The sequence below is a fragment of the Alcaligenes sp. CHO6 genome (assembly GCF_037120595.1).
GTDB lineage: Bacteria > Pseudomonadota > Gammaproteobacteria > Burkholderiales > Burkholderiaceae_B > Alcaligenes > Alcaligenes ammonioxydans.
Genome location: NZ_JBANCI010000005.1, coordinates 145,467 through 161,010, shown reverse-complemented (window position 1 = coordinate 161,010; position 15,544 = coordinate 145,467). Strand labels below are relative to the sequence as shown.

Sequence of the window (15,544 nt, the reverse complement as noted above, 5' to 3'; positions counted from 1 at the left end):
TATTTATTTTCCTATGCGTGGGTTGCCGCCCGAAGCGAGCTCGAGCGATGTCAGGATACGGGTTTAAATAGTGGGTGAGGATGCGCTACTGCGGATAACCCGTAGTCGGTATGGCTGATGTCGAGAGGTTTTTTTTGCTAATATCCTTTAGAACTAAACAATATAGACCTTGCCAATTTTGGCCGATGCCTTTGATGCAGCAGGGTCTACGCCTGAGTGGGGCGTAATCTACGCAGGAGATAAGGATGGAACGTTCAGCGCACCTTGATACCTTTGCACGCGACAATCTGCCCCCCATGGAGTGGTGGCCAGACATGTTGCTGGAGGGAAATCCGGATGTGGACTACCCCGCGCGTTTCAATTGCGCCGTGGCGCTATTGGGTGAGCAGGTCGCAGCAGGGCATGGTGACCGCGTGGCCATACAGTGGGCTCAGGGCGAGGAAAATCGCAGTCTGACCTACAAAGAGCTGGACGTGCTGACCAATCGTATTGCGCATGTTCTGCTTGAGGACATGAAGCTGGTGCCCGGCAACCGGGTATTGCTGCGCGGCCCCAACAACCCCATGATGGCGGCCTGCTGGCTGGCCAGTATTAAGGCGGGTCTGGTTACCGTCCCCACCATGCCTTTGCTGCGTGCGGTGGAGCTCAAGACCATTTTGGACAAGGCCCAGATTCATGCCGCTCTGTGCGATGAGCGTCTGCGTCAGGAGTTGGAGCATTGCATGGATGCCGCTCATGATTCCTACACCCCTGTCCTGAAGCAACTGCTGTGCTTTAACGATGAGAGCGCCCAGGGTCTGGAGGCCTTGTTGGCTGACAAACCTGAGGATTTCACGGCGTGCGATACGGCGGCTGATGATGTGTGCCTGATTGCGTTCACCAGCGGCACGACCGGTCAGCCCAAGGGTTGCATGCATTTTCATCGTGATGTGCTGGCGATGTGCGATACCTTTTCCCGCCATGTATTGCGTTTGACACCGGATGACGTGGTGTGTGGTACTCCGCCTTTGGCTTTTACCTTTGGTCTGGGTGGTCTGCTTTGCTTTCCACTGCGGGTGGGGGCCTCTACCGTCTTGCTGGAGCGACTGACACCTTCGGACCTGCTGGGCATGATTGACCGCTTTAAGGTGACCATGAGCTTTACGGCGCCTACTTTTTATCGTCAGATGGCCGGTTTGGTGGATCGTTATTCTCTGGCCAGTTTGCGGGCCACCGTATCGGCAGGAGAAGCGTTGCCCGATGCAACCCGCCAGCTCTGGAAGCAGGCCAGCGGCATTGAGATGACCGATGGCATAGGCGGCACGGAGATGATTCACGTGTACGTATCCAGCCCGCCCGAGAAAGTGCGCCCCGGTGCCATTGGTCAGGTGGTGCCTGGGTATGTCGCCACGATTCTGGATGATGATCTGAATCCGGTGCCGGTGGGCACGGTGGGACGTCTGGCGGTCAAAGGCCCCACCGGTTGCAAGTATTTGAACGACGAACGTCAGAAGCAGTTTGTCCAGGGCGGCTGGAACTTCCCGGGTGATACCTTCAAGATGGACGAGGACGGCTACCTTTACTATCAGGCCCGTAACGACGACATGATTGTTTCTTCGGGCTACAACATTGCCGGCCCGGAGGTGGAGGGCACCTTGCTCAAACATGAGGCGGTGGCAGAGTGTGGAGTGGTAGGCGCCGCGGATGAAGAACGGGGCCAGATCGTGCAGGCTTTCATCGTGCTCAAGCCTGGCTTTACGCCCAGCGATGACTTGAAAAAGAAGCTGCAGGATTTTGTGAAAGAGAATGCCGCGCCTTACAAGTACCCACGCGCGATTGAGTTTGTGACTTCTTTGCCTCGGACCGAGACAGGGAAGTTGCAGCGATTTGTGCTGCGCCAAATGGCACAGCATTGATTCTTTCAGGAAAAAAAAGCGGGCTCAGGCCCGCTTTTTTGCATCCGGCGTACTAGTTCTTGAAGGAGGCAAAGACCTCACGGGCGGCTTGCACCGTCGCGTCGGTAATATCGGCGGTATGCTGCACCGACACAAAACCGGCTTCAAAGGCTGAGGGGGCAAAGTACACCCCCTTGTCCAGCATGGCGTGGAAGAACTGCTTGAAGCGTTCGATGTCGCCAGCCGAGACCTCGGCCAGGGACGTAGGAACGTTTTCGCTGAAGTAGATGCCGAACAGGCCGCCCTGATGGTCTGCCGTAAAAGGAACGCCTGCTTCTTGTGCTGCGGTCTTCAGGCCCTGGATCAGGTTGGCTGTGTTGGCTGTGAGGGTGTCATAGAAACCGGGTTGAGCCAGTTTCTTCAAGGTTGCCAGCCCCGCAGCGACAGCAACAGGGTTACCGGATAGGGTGCCTGCCTGGTAAACGCCACCGACGGGAGCCACGCATTGCATGATGTCGCGGCGACCACCAAAAGCGCCTACGGGCATGCCACCACCAATCACTTTAGCCAGTGTGGTCAGGTCAGGACGAATGCCGGTCAGGCCTTGTACGCCTTGCGGGCCCACGCGAAAGCCTGTCATGACCTCGTCAAAAATCAGCACGGCGCCATACTCGGTACACAGCTCGCGCAAGCCTTCCAGGAAACCGGGGGCTGGGCGGACCAGGTTCATATTGCCGGCAAAGGGCTCAACGATAACGCAGGCGATTTCGCTGCCTTTCTGTTTGAAGGCATCGCGCACGGCGTCCAGATCGTTGTAGTCCAGAACCAGGGTGTGACCGACAAACTCGGCCGGCACGCCGGCGGAGGTGGGGTTGCCAAAGGTCAGCAAGCCGGAGCCGGCTTTGACCAGCAGGCTGTCGGCGTGGCCATGGTAGCAGCCTTCGAATTTGATGATGGTGTTGCGGCCGGTAAAGCCACGGGCCAGACGAATGGCGCTCATGGTGGCCTCGGTGCCCGAGCTGACCAGACGAACCTGCTCGATGGATGGCAGCATCTTGGTCAGCGTTTCGGCCAGAACCACTTCGCCTTCGGTGGGCGCCCCATAGGACAGGCCGTGTACGGCAGCGTCCTGTACCGCTTTGATCACGTCCGGATCGGAGTGGCCCAGAATGGCCGGGCCCCAGGAACCCACGTAGTCCGTGTATCGCTGGCCGTCTGCATCCCAGATGTAAGGGCCTTGGGCGCGTTCGATAAAACAAGGTGTGCCACCCACAGAACCGAAGGCGCGGACGGGCGAGTTGACGCCGCCGGGGATGACTTTGCAGGCACGTTCAAAAAGTTCGGAATTACGGGACATGAGGCAAAAATCCAGAGGTAAAAGGTCGGGGCCAGGCAAAAGATCAGCGCATAAAGCGCGAGGGGGCCTGGGCGTGAAAGTAGTCGGTAAAGCGTTGCGCCGTGGCGCGTATATCGCTGGTCTCAAACAGGCTGCTGATAACGGCAACGCTATCGACGCCTGCTTGCAGCAGTTCGGGCATTTTCTCGGGTGTGATGCCGCCGATGGCCACAATGGCGGCACGCCGTCCCTCGTGTTCTTGTTCTTGGCAAAGCTGTCGTGCTTGTCGCAAGGTATCCAGTTCTGCCGGGGGCGCTTCGGGTTTGACGCTGGACGGATACATGGCACCAAAGGCAATGTAGTCTGCATCGTCAGCCAGAGCCTGGCGCGCCAGGTACAGACTGTTGTAGCACGAGCGCCCCAGCAGGGCTTGCGGTCCCAGAGCCTGGCGTGCCTGCCTCAGGTCGCCATCGCTTTTGCCCAGGTGCGCGCCTTGCACATCAAACTCTTGCGCCCAACTCCAGTGATCGTTGACCAAGAGCGGCAGATCCAAAGACAGGCACAGCTTGACCAACTCTTTGAGTTGTTGCTGGCGGATGGGTTCCGGGCCGTTTTTGCGGCGAAACTGCAAGACCTGCAAACCACCCTCGTGAGCGGCGCGCACTGCGTTCAGCAGGCGGGCTGTGTCGTCCCATTCGGGAGTAATGCCGTAAAGACCGGCAGGAAAGCGCAGGGAGGTGGCGTCAGTCATTTTGGGGAGCAACAGGGTTGAACAGGCGGTGGCCCATACCGGGCTGAAAAGTGTCACCGGCACGTTCCTGCAGGTGCAACAAGGCTGATTCTACCGCGTTATCCAGCTCATGACCCTGGGCCAGAAAGCTCAGGCAGGCTGTAGCCAGCAAACTGTCGATATCCTGCTGACGCACGCCACCATCGAGCGGCATGCTGTAATCCAGACGGCCATGATGACCCTGGAAACGGGTGTGCCATTGCCCGGCTGTGCCCGGTACGCCCGTCACCAGCACGGCATTGGCCCCATTGTTCAGCAAGGTTTCCACGGCGTCGGGCGTGTCGCCCAACAGCTCGTCGGCCTGCCAGCGCTCCAGGCTGGGGTGGTCGATCAACAATAAGGAGCTCAGTGGTAAAAGCAGGCGTAAACTGGCGTCCAGGGCGTCGTCCGCGTCCAGCTCGTCCAGGCCAGTGGGCATGGCGCTCAGGTGCAGGACCAAAGGCAGCTCCGGGTAGTCGGAACACAGCTCGGCAACCATGCTGGCGATTTCAGGACTGTAAACGGGGCCGCACTTGATGGCCTGAATGTTCATGTCTTCCAGCAGGCAACGTGCCTGGTCATCGGCGATGTCCTCGGCCAGCGTCTGGATGTTTTCCTGCTGCGCGCTGTCGCGTACCAGCAAGGCGGTGGGCACACTGACGATATGGCAGCCCAGACGGGCACCAGTGAGGGCATCTGCCGGCAGATGGGCGCCGCCACTGGGATCATAAGGGGCCAGCACGAGCGCCAGGGCAGGACTTGAATTTTTGATTTCAGCAGCCATCTTATCTTGGATACACCGGCAGGGCCAGACAAGGCTCTGGATGTCACGGGTTGAGTAATTTAGTAATATGAACCCCATTTTAATGGATTGCCCCGATTTGCACGCGGATCGGACTATGTTTACAAATACAGTAGGAATACTATGCGTACGTGGATGTGCCTGATTTGCGGCTGGATTTATGATGAAGAAACGGGTTTGCCTGAAGAAGGCATTGCACCGGGCACACGTTGGGAAGATGTCCCTCCAAACTGGGTCTGTCCCGAATGCGGCGCTCGTAAGGAAGACTTCGAAATGATCCAGGTGTGATCATTTCAGGTTCCAAGGTGGTTTGTTTTGACGGGAGGTGTGTATGAGTGCCACTAGCCAGTCCCCGCTAATCCAAGAAAGCGCTAATCTTACGCACCACCTGTTACTTGCCATGCCCGGTGTGGTATCGGGCAGCTTGGCCGACACGGTGATTTATGTCTGTGAACATAATGAACAAGGTGCTTTGGGCCTGGTCATCAATCGACCAACAGATCTGAGTCTGGTTGAGCTGTTGTCGCGCATCGAGGTTGATGTGGATAAACGCGCCGATCTGGCCGGAACCTCGGTGTACTTCGGTGGGCCGGTACAGACGGATCGCGGCTTTGTGCTGCATGACTCGGATAAAACCTATACCTCCAGCCTGGGGGTGGGCGATCTGACCCTGACCACATCCCGCGATGTCTTGCAGGATGTGGCACAGGGAAAGGGACCGGTTCACATGCTGGTGACCCTGGGTTATGCCGGATGGGGCGCCGGTCAGCTGGAAAGCGAGATGGCCGATAATGCCTGGCTGAGCATCAAGGCGACTCATGAAATCTTGTTTTCCACGCCTGTTGGGGAGCGGTATGATCGTGCCCTGGCCCTGTTGGGAATCAGTCCTTTTACTCTGACAGGTGCGGCAGGCCATGCCTGAACACGACACACCATCAATGGCCAGCTCGGCACAGACCTTGCTGGCTTTTGACTATGGCCTGAAAAAAATTGGCGTTGCATTGGGCAATACCTTGACGCGTCAGGCCCGGCCTTATACGATTTTGCGGCCCGTTACACGGGAGCAGCGCTTTGCGGCTATTGAGGCTTTACTCAAGGAATGGCAGCCCGATCGGGTTGTGGTCGGCTTGCCTTTGACCCTGGACGGTGGCGAACAGTATGCTTCGCTGCGGTGTCGACGTTTTGCCAACCAGTTGCACGGTCGTTATGGCGTTGCGGTAGACCTGGTCGATGAGCGGGGCTCCAGCATGGAGGCTCAAGAATTGCTGGGCAATAATGACGATGATGATGCCATGGCAGCGTGCGTGATCCTGCAGCGATATCTGGATAGCCTGCCTGCGGTTTGAGCTCTCTACAAGGTTGCAGCCTTTTGATTAGTTTATTTCGTTTTAGTTGGCGTGCTGTCGCTCTGATCGTGTGGATTGTGGTCGGCCTGTTCAGTGTTGGCCTGCTTTTTCCCGTCTTGCGCTCCGGCGGACGCCGTCTGATGGTGCTACGCATGTCCCGCCTGTTGATGACTATTTGCGGTGTGCGCGTCATCCTCCATGGTCACGCGGTTCAGGATCGCTCCGTGCTTTATGTGTCCAACCATATTTCATGGTTGGACATTTTTGTGCTCAACAGCGTGCGCTGCACTTCCTTCATTGCAAAAAGTGATATCCGTCGCTGGCCCGTAATCGGCTGGCTGGTTGCTGGCGCGGGAACGGTGTTCATTGAACGTGGCCAACGTCGGGCCATTCAGATTGTTAGCCAGCAAATGGCGGTTTGTTTCGAACGGGGCGACGCGGTAGGCCTGTTTCCCGAAGGCACCACCTCCACGGGGTGGGAGGTGCGACCGTTTCATGCCAGCTTGTTTGAGACAGCGATCAGCCTGAATGTGGATATTCAGCCTGTGGCGTTGGTGTTTGAGCATCAGGGACGGCGCAGTGAGCGTTTTGCCTTTGTGGGTGAGCAGTCCCTGGTAGGCAACATCTGGGTCCTGCTCAGTGCTCGCCATGTGTCTGTGCACTGCCACTTTCTGGATGTGATGCCCGCGCTCTCCTGCACGCAATGGGGGCGCTCACAAACGGCCCATCAGGCCCGCGAGCGGATACGCGCAGTGGTTTGTCACGAGTCGGCTGCTGACACCGGCCCAGCGCGTTAACCGGGTTTTTTGCTTTCCGGGCAGTGAATCTGAACCAGGTGCCGGTCTTGCAGGCGGACTGCACTGAGTTGTCGGCCCCAGACGCAACCGGTATCCAGGCTGATGAGCGTAGGGGTGTTCAACAAGCCCAGCGTAGACCAATGACCAAAAATGATGGGCACCTGAGCGCAGGCACGTTGCGGTAACTCATACCAGGGCAGCAAGCCTGATTCGGCATCGGGGGCGCCTTTGTGCTTGAAATCCATGTGTCCGGCTGCGTCGCACATGCGCATGCGGGTCAGGGTGCTGACAATGGCGCGTAGCCGGTCGTAGCCTTTGAGCCCTGCTTCCCAGCGATCCGGTTTGTTGCCAAACAGTTCGATGATCGTGTGCTGCCAGTCATCGGCACGCAACAATGTTTCCAGCTCCTGTGCATATTCCAGTGTCTGCTCGGGACTCCAGGCTGGATGAACCCCTGCATGAACCATCAAATGTCCGTGTTCGTAATGGGCCAGGGGCTGATGGCGCAACCAGTCCAGTAGCTCCTGGGCGTCGGGCGCAGCCAGCAAGTCCTGCAGCGTATCTTGCTTGCTGGATTTACGTACCCCGGCGGCAACCGCCAGGCAGTGAATGTCATGGTTACCCAGCACGCAAACAGCGCGCTCCCCCAGGGAGCGAATCAGGCGCAGAGCACCCAGAGAGTCGGGGCCACGGTTGACCAGATCGCCAGCAAACCAGAAAGTGGCCTGGCTGTCAGCGGCCACATCCGGATGGCCGAGCAAGCTGTCCAGGGGGCGGCAGCAGCCCTGAACATCACCAATTGCCCAGATGGCAGGGGAAGTAGCTAAAGACATGGTTTAATGTGTTGCACTGGGTTTGCGACGTCGCCGGTTGTGCCGGTTTTCCATCAGGATAAGAGCGCTCAAGGCCAGCGCCATGGCGATCAGATTCGGTACCAGAGCGGTGACCCAGGGTGCCAGATTGCTGAGCATGGCCACGTTCAAGGCAAGCTGGTTGATCATGAAAAAGCCCACGCCCAGTAAAATGCCGGTAAAGACCTTGGTGCCCACACCGCCATGGCGTGTCTGCATAAAGCCGATGGGTGCGGCAATGGTAATCATGACCAGCAAGGTGAACGGATAGGCAACTTTGCGCCACAGCGCTACAACCTGACGTTTGGTTTGCAGTTTGTTGGCGTCCAGATAACTAATATAGTCCTTCAAATCCAGAATGGACATGCGTTCGGGCGTGACGACGCGCGCGATCAGTCGGTCCGGGGTTAGCGTAGTGGTCAGCGTCAGGGTGGGGCGCTTTTCAATTTTCACCAGCGCTTGCTCAGGGGCTTTGTCCTGGCTCAGGACGGTGTGTGACTGCTCGCTGACATGCGTTTCGGTGACGTCTTGCAAGTCCAGCTGGTTTTTGTGAAATTGCCCGCTCGGTGCCTGCATCATGGCGTTTAAGCGTTGTCCGTCCGAGAAGTCGAACACGCTGACATCACTTACTTTGCCGTCGCCTTGCAGGTTGGCAATGTTGATGATGCGCACTCCACCTTGAGGATTGTTCTCTTTGAACCAATAGCCGCTTTCCAGCCGTCCGCTACCCGACCGTCCCAGCAAGGCCATGCCTTGCTCGCTGGATTTGATCTCGGCCATGGGCGTGACATACTCGGACAGGACAAAAGCACCGGCCACCAGTGGCAAGGTAATGGTCCAGAGCATCATCATCATATGCAGGCCGCTGACCCCCGAGGCGCGCAGAATCACCAGCTCATTGCGTTGGGCAAGGCTGGCCAGGGCCAGGGTGGCGCCAATGAGCAAGCCAATGGGCAGCAGGTCGTACAAACGAGTCGGCAATTCCAGCGCCTGGATGTAGAACAGATTGGCCAGGGTGAATTTGGAGCCGACTTTGTCCAGTTCTTCGATCAGGGCGAAAAAGGTGAACAGGCCCAGCAGTGCAAGCAGCACCACGGCGCTGGAGCGATAGATTTCGGAAGCAAGATAGCGGCGAGCGGTGCGCATGAAAATAGGGCCCAGGAAAGACGTGGCTAGCTTAACAAAAATGCGGATTGCAGTCAGGGAATAGCGACTTGACGCATGCGTTGACTGATGGTGCGAGTGCGCGACTGCAAATAGGCGCTGTTACGGTTTTTGTCATAATAGGCTGGGTTGGGGAGCATGCCTGCCAGCCGGGCGGCCTGCATGGCGCTAAGGGTGGCGGCATCAGTCTTGAAATAGTGGCGCGCCGCCGCCTGGGCTCCAAATACGCCTTCACCCCACTGAGCCACGTTCAGATACAGCTCCAGAATACGCTCCTTGCTCATGACGGTTTCAATCATATAGGTCAGAATCAGTTCCTGTCCTTTGCGCAAATAACTGCGCGACTCTGACAGAAACAGATTTTTGGCCAATTGCTGGGAGATGGTTGAGCCCCCGCGCCGACGGGTCGAGCCTTTTTCTGATTGGCGTCGGTTGTATTCCCACGCTTTACGAATGGCATCCCATTCAACCCCCGAGTGATTCAGGAAGTTCGAGTCTTCGGAGGCGATGACCGCGCGCTTCAGGTTGGCGCTGATCTTGTCGTAAGGCACCCATTGGTAGCGCAGTTTTGCATCGGCATCGGAGCTGCGCAACTGACCTTGCTCTGCCGCCATGAAGGAGGTCATCCGTGGGGGCACCACGCTATACCAGAGCACCATCACAAACAGGGCAATCTGATAGAGCAGAACGGCGGCGGCCAGGGTTAATACGGCCAGGCCGGCCAGTTTCCAGGGATGGACCAGGAGGCGACGCACGTCAGATTTGTCCCAGGTCCTGGCGCAAGGCGGCCAGCACGGGTTCGACATCGGCTTGCAAGCCATGCCAGATCTGAAAGCTGGCGGCAGCTTGGCCCACCAGCATGCCCAGACCATCTCTGCTCTGTGTGGCGCCTGCCTGCTGGGCGGCCCGCATAAAGGCGGTGGGCTCGCTGGCATAAAACATATCGTAGGCCAGCGAGTGGCTGCGGTAGCGGGCATCGGGCAGGTCGGGCAGATTCTGATTGAGACTGGCCGAGGTGGCATTGATGACGATATCCCAGTCACCGCAGTGGTCGTCCAGCCCGCCTGCACTCAGGCGGCGCGAGGCATCCGGGTCCAGAGCCACTACCTGCTCGCGGATTTCATAGGCTTTGGCACTGGTGCGATTGATGATGTGCAGCAGCTCGCAGCCAGCCTCCAGCAAGGGAAACACGACCCCACGTGAGGCGCCGCCCGCACCGATCAGCAAGATGCGCTTGCCCTCCGGGTTGTGGCCAACACGCAGAAGATCCGAACACAAACCCACGCCGTCGGTATTGCATCCATGCAGTTGCCCGTCCTCCAGCCATAGCGTATTGACGGCCCCTGCCATGCGGGCCCGGCGGCTCAGGCGTGGGCCCACCAGTTCGTAGGCTTGTTCCTTGAACGGCAAAGTCACGTTCAGGCCACTGCCCGTTTTGAAGAACTGCTCTACGGTGGAGGCGAAACCATCGAGGGGGGCCAAAATCCGCTCATAGCTCAGGGCCAGATTGAACTGGCTGGCAAATTGGGCATGGATTTGTGGGGAGCGGCTGTGCTCGATGGGGTGACCAATAACGCCGTAGCGCTGGACAGAAGTCGTGTCGGGCATGGTTAAGCGATGCTTGTCGTGTTGTCAGGTGTCAGCACCAAGGCTGAAACCACGTATTTTACCCCAGGGTCTGGCTTCGCTTCTGTTTGCCATGGGCAATACAGCCTTACTGCCCATCCCCACCCTGCATATTGAGTCCGTCACGGGTGAAGTGCCAACTGCGGGTAATCACAAGCACATCTGCGTTCGGGGCCAGTTGTTCGGGCAAGGGCGCAAAGGGGGCGGCCAGCTCCACAATACGTCGTGCCGCCAGATTCAGGGCGGGCTGATCGGAAGGCTGAGTAATCTGAGCGCGCAGCAGGCTGCCATCTCGCCGTATATACACGGTCATTTGGAGCTGGCCGTAGAGCTGTATTCCGTCTTGCCGCGGGTAGTGGTGTGTGCCGGTTTGTTCGATCTTCTCTCGCCACTGGTCCAGGTAGCGCGCTTGTTCACTGGCCTTGGCACTGGGCCCGACATAGTGATAACGCGGCTGGCGCTGCTGCTCCCGAATCTGCTCGCGCAGCATGGCCAACTGACTGTTGTGACGTTGCGGCTCCAGATCCTGATCATCTGGACCGGGCTCCAGTGATGCGCCGATATACTCCGTACGAGGTGTCGAGGGCGGAGCCTTATCGCGGCTCTCCAGTTCGCCCAGCAGACGTTGCTGTTCGGCTTCCAGACTTTGCTGACGGGCCCGCAAGGCTTCAAGGACCAGTCGATTGGGCAGATTGGGGTCGCTCAGCGGCAAAGGATTGCTGGCCTGACCTTGCAGGTGATCCCCGCCGCCATCCAGATTGAGCTGCGCCAGCAACTGGGGACTCAAAGGCACGGAGTCGGTGCTGAAATTGACCAGAGCCACGTCCAGACGGGAGTCGGCAGCCGGGGCGGGTGGCCGGGCAGGCCAGAAAATCAGCACGAGATGAATGAGGGCGGAAAGAGCGATCGCCAGCCACAAATAATCTTTGGGCAGGTTGAGGCGCTCAAGCTTGCTCATGGCTGTCAGTCGGCCGTCGCGACCGAGCGCAAACGGGCCTCTACGGTCAAGGCCAGTTCGTCAAACGACAGCAGATCCAGGGTCACCTCCTGACCTCGCTCCAGCGCCGGCAGGCCAGGAACGTGTAGAACCAGAGGGGCGTTAGTCAAGCGCACCAGATCCTCCTTGATGAAGCTGGCCTGAACTTGCTTGATGTCGTTTTGCTGCAACCAGCGCAGGCACCAGAAACGCTCCAGAGAGGACTGGTAATCCGCCCACTGGGTGTATTGCGATTCAAAGGCGCCAATAATGGCATACAGGTCTGCATCCTTGGGCTGGAAAGGGGCTGCCAGACGTGCCGAGATGCCATGCTGGGCGGCCGCCAGGATTTGTCCTTGATTAATCAGGTCCACATAGCGGCGCAGCGGCGAGGTGGACCAGATGTATTGCGGTACACCAATGGACTCGTGCGGGCCGGGCGTGGTGGACATGCGCGTGCGCATGAATTGCTGGGAACGATAGATACCGGGCACATTATGTTCGGCCAGCAGGCCACCCCAGAGCTGATTGGCCAGGATCATGTATTCGGCCACCAGCAGGCTGAGCGGAGCATTGCGCACACGCGGCACCAGCCGGATGATGGAATTCGGGTCATCGTGCGGGCCTTCCAGTTCAAAGCTGTATTCCACCCGGTTGTTGTTTTCCGGTTTGCCCCGTACAGCCTCGCGCTGGGCCGACAGTTGGCGGGAGAAATTCCACAGCGGACGCAGCCACTGCGCATAAGGCAGCTCGGCGTTTTCGTCGGCCAGGGCCGCTTCGCTGATCAGCGGGTCCAGTTCATGCTGGCGCAGGTTGCCCGCCACGGTGATGCGTTCCAGGCGGGTCTGGTGGGACAGGATTTCACCTGTGCTGATGTCGGCATCCACATACAGGGACAAGGCAGGGCGTGTTTGACCCTGGTCCAGTGAGAAATGCGCGATCAGCTCAGGCGGCAGCATGGGAATCTTGTAGCCTGGCGTGTAAACCGTTGCCATGCGATTGCGGGCGATCTGGTCGATTTCATTGCCACGGCTCATCGCCAAAGACGGTACGGCAATGTGGATACCCACCCGCAGTCGGCCCGGCTCGGGATGCTGGACCGACAAGGCGTCGTCAATCTCAATCGTATTGGCATCGTCCACGGAGTACGCAATGACATCCGCTTCGGGCAGGTCCTGGCCCCAGTTTTGCAGGCAGATTGCCGGAAAGCCAGTGCCTTTGGGGAAATGAGCGGTTAAAAAGCGATGCTGATGCAAGGTCAGGGGGTTGGACCAGGCGCCCAGCGAGAGCAGCAGTTTCTCGGTGCTGACACCCAGTTCCTTCTGGGCTTGATCGAAGGCTTTCCACTCCAGCGTGTTTTTGTCCGGCTGGGTCAGGAAGGTCCCCGCTTTGGCTGCCACTTCGGGTGGCAACTCGCCCTTGATCATCTGCTCGGCCCAGGTTTGAATCTGTTCTTGCTGCAGACGCTTCTTTTCAATGGCGGCCAAAGCGGCTTGCAGGATTTCCGGGGGAGCGGGGCGATACAGTCCCTTGCCCCGACGATGGAAGTAGGCCGGTGCGCTGTGCAGAGCAAAAATGGTGCCGGTTTTTTCGATGGCGCTGGGAGGGTGGCCAAAATACTCCTGGGCCAGTTCGGCCGCCTCAAATTCGTCCTGCGGTGCGCATTCCCACAAGAAATTGATATCCAGCGAGTCGGCCAGGGCCTGGGCTTTTTCCAGCAGCTCTGCAGGGGCTGGCTGATCGAATGTAAACAGAACGCTGTTTTTCTTGATTTTGCTGCGCTTGCCAGACGCGGATTCCACCTGCATGGTGGTATCGCTGTCAGAAAATATTTTTTCTGCTTTGAAATTACCGCTGTCTTCAAAAAGGACGTACATGATTTTCCATCTGGATGGTGCTGGCCATCCGGTAAATAGATTTAAGGTTGTTGCAGGGCAAAGCGCAAAATATCGTCGATCCAGGGGTCGAAGTCGGTCAGACCGTGATCGCCGCCTTCCAGAATCTGCCCTTGACTGCCTTTGTACCAATCCGCCATTTCGCGCCAGTTAAGAACTTCATCGCCTTTGGCGGCCAGCAGATAAAAACGCTGGGGATCGCTTGGGCGTGGGACATGAATGTCGTTGAGCTCATCGACATAGTCGGGCAGGAAATGAAAAGGGTCGGGCGAGTGATAACAGACATGTTCGCCCACCTGGGTGGCCAGATCCCGTCCTGCGTAGACCACCGGGTTGAGCAGTACCGCGCGGCTGTGATAGTGCTGCGCCAGGTGACTGGCATAGTAACCGCCTAGCGAGGAGCCGATCACACATAATTGATCCGTGCTCATGCCTGCCTGCAGTTCGGTATCCACAATGCGTTTACACATGGCAATGGCCTGGGCCGGGCTGGCGGGCAATTGCGGGCAGCGCCACAGGTGCAGCATGTCTCTGTCCTGCAAGGCTTGTTTCAGGCGCTGCGCTTTATAGGACGAAGGCGAGGAACGAAAGCCGTGAAGATAGAGAATCATGGGAGCACCTGCTATATAGATAAGAGGGTCAGCGTGACAGTTGATCCAGCAGGCGCTGATGAATGCCGCCAAAGCTGCCGTTACTCATCACAACAATGGCATCGCCGGGCTGGCTGGCTTGAACAATAGCCTGAACCATTTTATCCAAATCATTCCACGCTGTGGCACGATCCCCTAAAGGGGCCAGGACCTTGGCCGCATCCCAGCCCAGCGCGTGCTTGCCTTGGGTCTCGCCGTAGCAAAATACCAGATCTGCCTCTTCCAGCGAGCCTGGCAGGCGGGCCGCCATGGCGCCCAGCTTCATGGTGTTGGAGCGCGGTTCGAGCACCGCCAGAATCCGGCTTGATTGACCGGTTTGACTGCGCAGGCCGGCGAGGGTGGTGGCAATGGCTGTGGGGTGGTGAGCAAAATCGTCGTAGACCGTAATGTCTTTGACGACACCCCGTACTTCCATGCGACGCTTGATACCGGCAAATTGGCTCAATGCCTGACAAGCCCGCTCAGGCTGTACGCCCACATGGTGGGCGGCAGCAATAGCGGCCAGAGCGTTCAGACGATTGTGCTCGCCTGTCAAGGTCCAGTGGACGATGCCCTGGGGCTGGCCCTTGAAACTTACTTCAAAGGAAGTGGGACTCAGCGCTTTGCTGTCCCAGTCTCCTTCAGGGCCGAACTGCTCGACCGGCGTCCAGCAACCATGTGCCAGGGTTTCATCCAGGCTGGGGGTGTGGGTGGGACGGACAATCAGCCCAGTGGAAGGAATGGTGCGCACCAGGTGGTGAAACTGGGTCTGGATGGCATGCAGATCCGGGAAGATATCGGCATGGTCGTATTCCAGATTGTTCAGAACGGCTGTGCGGGGGCGATAGTGAACAAACTTGGAGCGTTTGTCGAAAAATGCGGTGTCGTACTCGTCGGCCTCGATCACAAACAAGGATTGTCCAGGATTGAAGCGCGCCGAGACGCCCAGACCAGGGGCCACGCCACCGATCAGGAAATTAGGCGACAGATCGGCCTGCTCCAGAATCCAAGCCAGCATGGAGCTGGTGGAAGTCTTGCCGTGTGTGCCTGCCACGGCCAATACGTGCTGCTGGTGCAGGATGTTCTCGCCCAGCCATTGCGGACCGGACGTGTAAGGCAGGCCCTGATCCAAAATGGCCTCCATCAGGGGATTGCCGCGGGTGACCACATTACCCACTATATAGAGATCAGGACACAGTTCGGTTTGCTCTGCGCCAAAGCCCTCGATCAGTGCAATGCCTTGCTCTTCCAGTTGGGTGCTCATGGGCGGGTAAACCCCGGCGTCGCAACCTGTGACCGTATGGCCAGCCGAACGGGCAATCAGGGCCAGACCACCCATGAATGTGCCGCAAATTCCTAGTATGTGTATATGCATGACAATCCTCCGGCCTGTATTCTAGACGACTGTTTGATCTGATGCGTGAGCTTTGGTGAGGGCCGGTGCTATCATCCCTGAATGATATTTTTTCAGGTGTAAGC

16 protein-coding genes are annotated in these 15,544 nt (G+C 58.0%); 5 read left to right on the top strand and 11 right to left on the bottom strand.

Translation table 11 applies throughout. The features are described 5' to 3' along the window. Positions 1 to 245: 245 nt before the first annotated feature. A complete protein-coding gene (locus V6936_RS16025; protein WP_059318250.1) occupies positions 246 to 1,895 on the top strand; it encodes an AMP-binding protein in 1,650 nt (549 codons plus the stop codon). Positions 1,896 to 1,947: 52 nt separating this feature from the next. On the opposite strand, the gene hemL is transcribed toward V6936_RS16025, so the two are convergent. From hemL to V6936_RS16010, 3 genes are read right to left on the bottom strand one after another with little or no spacing between them, the layout of a single operon-like run. Then, positions 1,948 to 3,231, bottom strand: coding sequence for a glutamate-1-semialdehyde 2,1-aminomutase (hemL, locus tag V6936_RS16020; protein WP_059318251.1), 1,284 nt, complete (start codon positions 3,229 to 3,231; stop codon positions 1,948 to 1,950). A gap of 43 nt (positions 3,232 to 3,274) precedes the next feature. Next, positions 3,275 to 3,961: a thiamine phosphate synthase gene (gene thiE, locus V6936_RS16015; protein ID WP_336580120.1), complete on the bottom strand. Its 687-nt coding sequence runs from the start codon at positions 3,959 to 3,961 to the stop codon at positions 3,275 to 3,277. Further along, positions 3,954 to 4,763, bottom strand: a complete 810-nt coding sequence (locus tag V6936_RS16010) for a bifunctional hydroxymethylpyrimidine kinase/phosphomethylpyrimidine kinase (protein ID WP_003801893.1) — start codon at positions 4,761 to 4,763, stop codon at positions 3,954 to 3,956. Before V6936_RS16010 ends, thiE begins: the two co-directional genes overlap by 8 nt. A gap of 141 nt (positions 4,764 to 4,904) precedes the next feature. Between V6936_RS16010 and V6936_RS16005 the strand changes: the two genes are divergently transcribed. The 4 genes from V6936_RS16005 (at position 4,905) to V6936_RS15990 (ending at position 6,924) form a co-directional block, all read left to right on the top strand. After that, positions 4,905 to 5,069 carry a rubredoxin gene (locus V6936_RS16005; protein WP_003801892.1) on the top strand — a complete coding sequence of 55 codons (165 nt, stop codon included), beginning with the start codon at positions 4,905 to 4,907 and terminating at the stop codon, positions 5,067 to 5,069. 112 nt (positions 5,070 to 5,181) lie between these two features. Then, positions 5,182 to 5,703: a YqgE/AlgH family protein gene (locus V6936_RS16000; RefSeq protein WP_003801891.1), complete on the top strand. Its 522-nt coding sequence runs from the start codon at positions 5,182 to 5,184 to the stop codon at positions 5,701 to 5,703. A 16-nt stretch (positions 5,704 to 5,719) separates the two neighbouring features. Beyond that, positions 5,720 to 6,127, top strand: coding sequence for a Holliday junction resolvase RuvX (gene ruvX, locus V6936_RS15995; protein WP_003801890.1), 408 nt, complete (start codon positions 5,720 to 5,722; stop codon positions 6,125 to 6,127). 23 nt (positions 6,128 to 6,150) lie between these two features. Next, positions 6,151 to 6,924: a lysophospholipid acyltransferase family protein gene (locus V6936_RS15990; protein ID WP_100214841.1), complete on the top strand. Its 774-nt coding sequence runs from the start codon at positions 6,151 to 6,153 to the stop codon at positions 6,922 to 6,924. Here the strand turns inward: V6936_RS15990 and V6936_RS15985 are convergent. From V6936_RS15985 to mpl, 8 genes are all read right to left on the bottom strand, one after another. Next, complete coding sequence (locus V6936_RS15985; protein WP_003801888.1) at positions 6,921 to 7,757, bottom strand: symmetrical bis(5'-nucleosyl)-tetraphosphatase; 837 nt, start codon at positions 7,755 to 7,757, stop codon at positions 6,921 to 6,923. The genes V6936_RS15990 and V6936_RS15985 overlap by 4 nt on opposite strands. A gap of 3 nt (positions 7,758 to 7,760) precedes the next feature. Continuing rightward, positions 7,761 to 8,921 (bottom strand): LPS export ABC transporter permease LptG, encoded by a 1,161-nt coding sequence (gene lptG, locus V6936_RS15980; protein ID WP_240209267.1) that lies wholly within the window; start codon positions 8,919 to 8,921, stop codon positions 7,761 to 7,763. 53 nt (positions 8,922 to 8,974) lie between these two features. Further along, a complete protein-coding gene (gene mtgA, locus V6936_RS15975) occupies positions 8,975 to 9,694 on the bottom strand; it encodes a monofunctional biosynthetic peptidoglycan transglycosylase (RefSeq protein WP_059318253.1) in 720 nt (239 codons plus the stop codon). Between the two features lies 1 nt (position 9,695). Continuing rightward, positions 9,696 to 10,547, bottom strand: a complete 852-nt coding sequence (gene aroE, locus V6936_RS15970) for a shikimate dehydrogenase (RefSeq protein ID WP_003801885.1) — start codon at positions 10,545 to 10,547, stop codon at positions 9,696 to 9,698. 106 nt (positions 10,548 to 10,653) lie between these two features. Then, positions 10,654 to 11,523 carry an energy transducer TonB gene (locus V6936_RS15965; RefSeq protein ID WP_301605994.1) on the bottom strand — a complete coding sequence of 290 codons (870 nt, stop codon included), beginning with the start codon at positions 11,521 to 11,523 and terminating at the stop codon, positions 10,654 to 10,656. A 5-nt stretch (positions 11,524 to 11,528) separates the two neighbouring features. Further along, on the bottom strand, positions 11,529 to 13,418 hold the full coding sequence (locus tag V6936_RS15960; RefSeq protein WP_301605993.1) for a ribonuclease catalytic domain-containing protein: 1,890 nt from the start codon (positions 13,416 to 13,418) through the stop codon (positions 11,529 to 11,531). 41 nt (positions 13,419 to 13,459) lie between these two features. Beyond that, entirely contained in the window at positions 13,460 to 14,047 is a 588-nt protein-coding gene (locus tag V6936_RS15955; protein WP_003801882.1) for a YqiA/YcfP family alpha/beta fold hydrolase, read from the bottom strand. A gap of 28 nt (positions 14,048 to 14,075) precedes the next feature. After that, entirely contained in the window at positions 14,076 to 15,440 is a 1,365-nt protein-coding gene (mpl, locus tag V6936_RS15950; RefSeq protein WP_219235117.1) for a UDP-N-acetylmuramate:L-alanyl-gamma-D-glutamyl-meso-diaminopimelate ligase, read from the bottom strand. Positions 15,441 to 15,544: the final 104 nt, after the last annotated feature.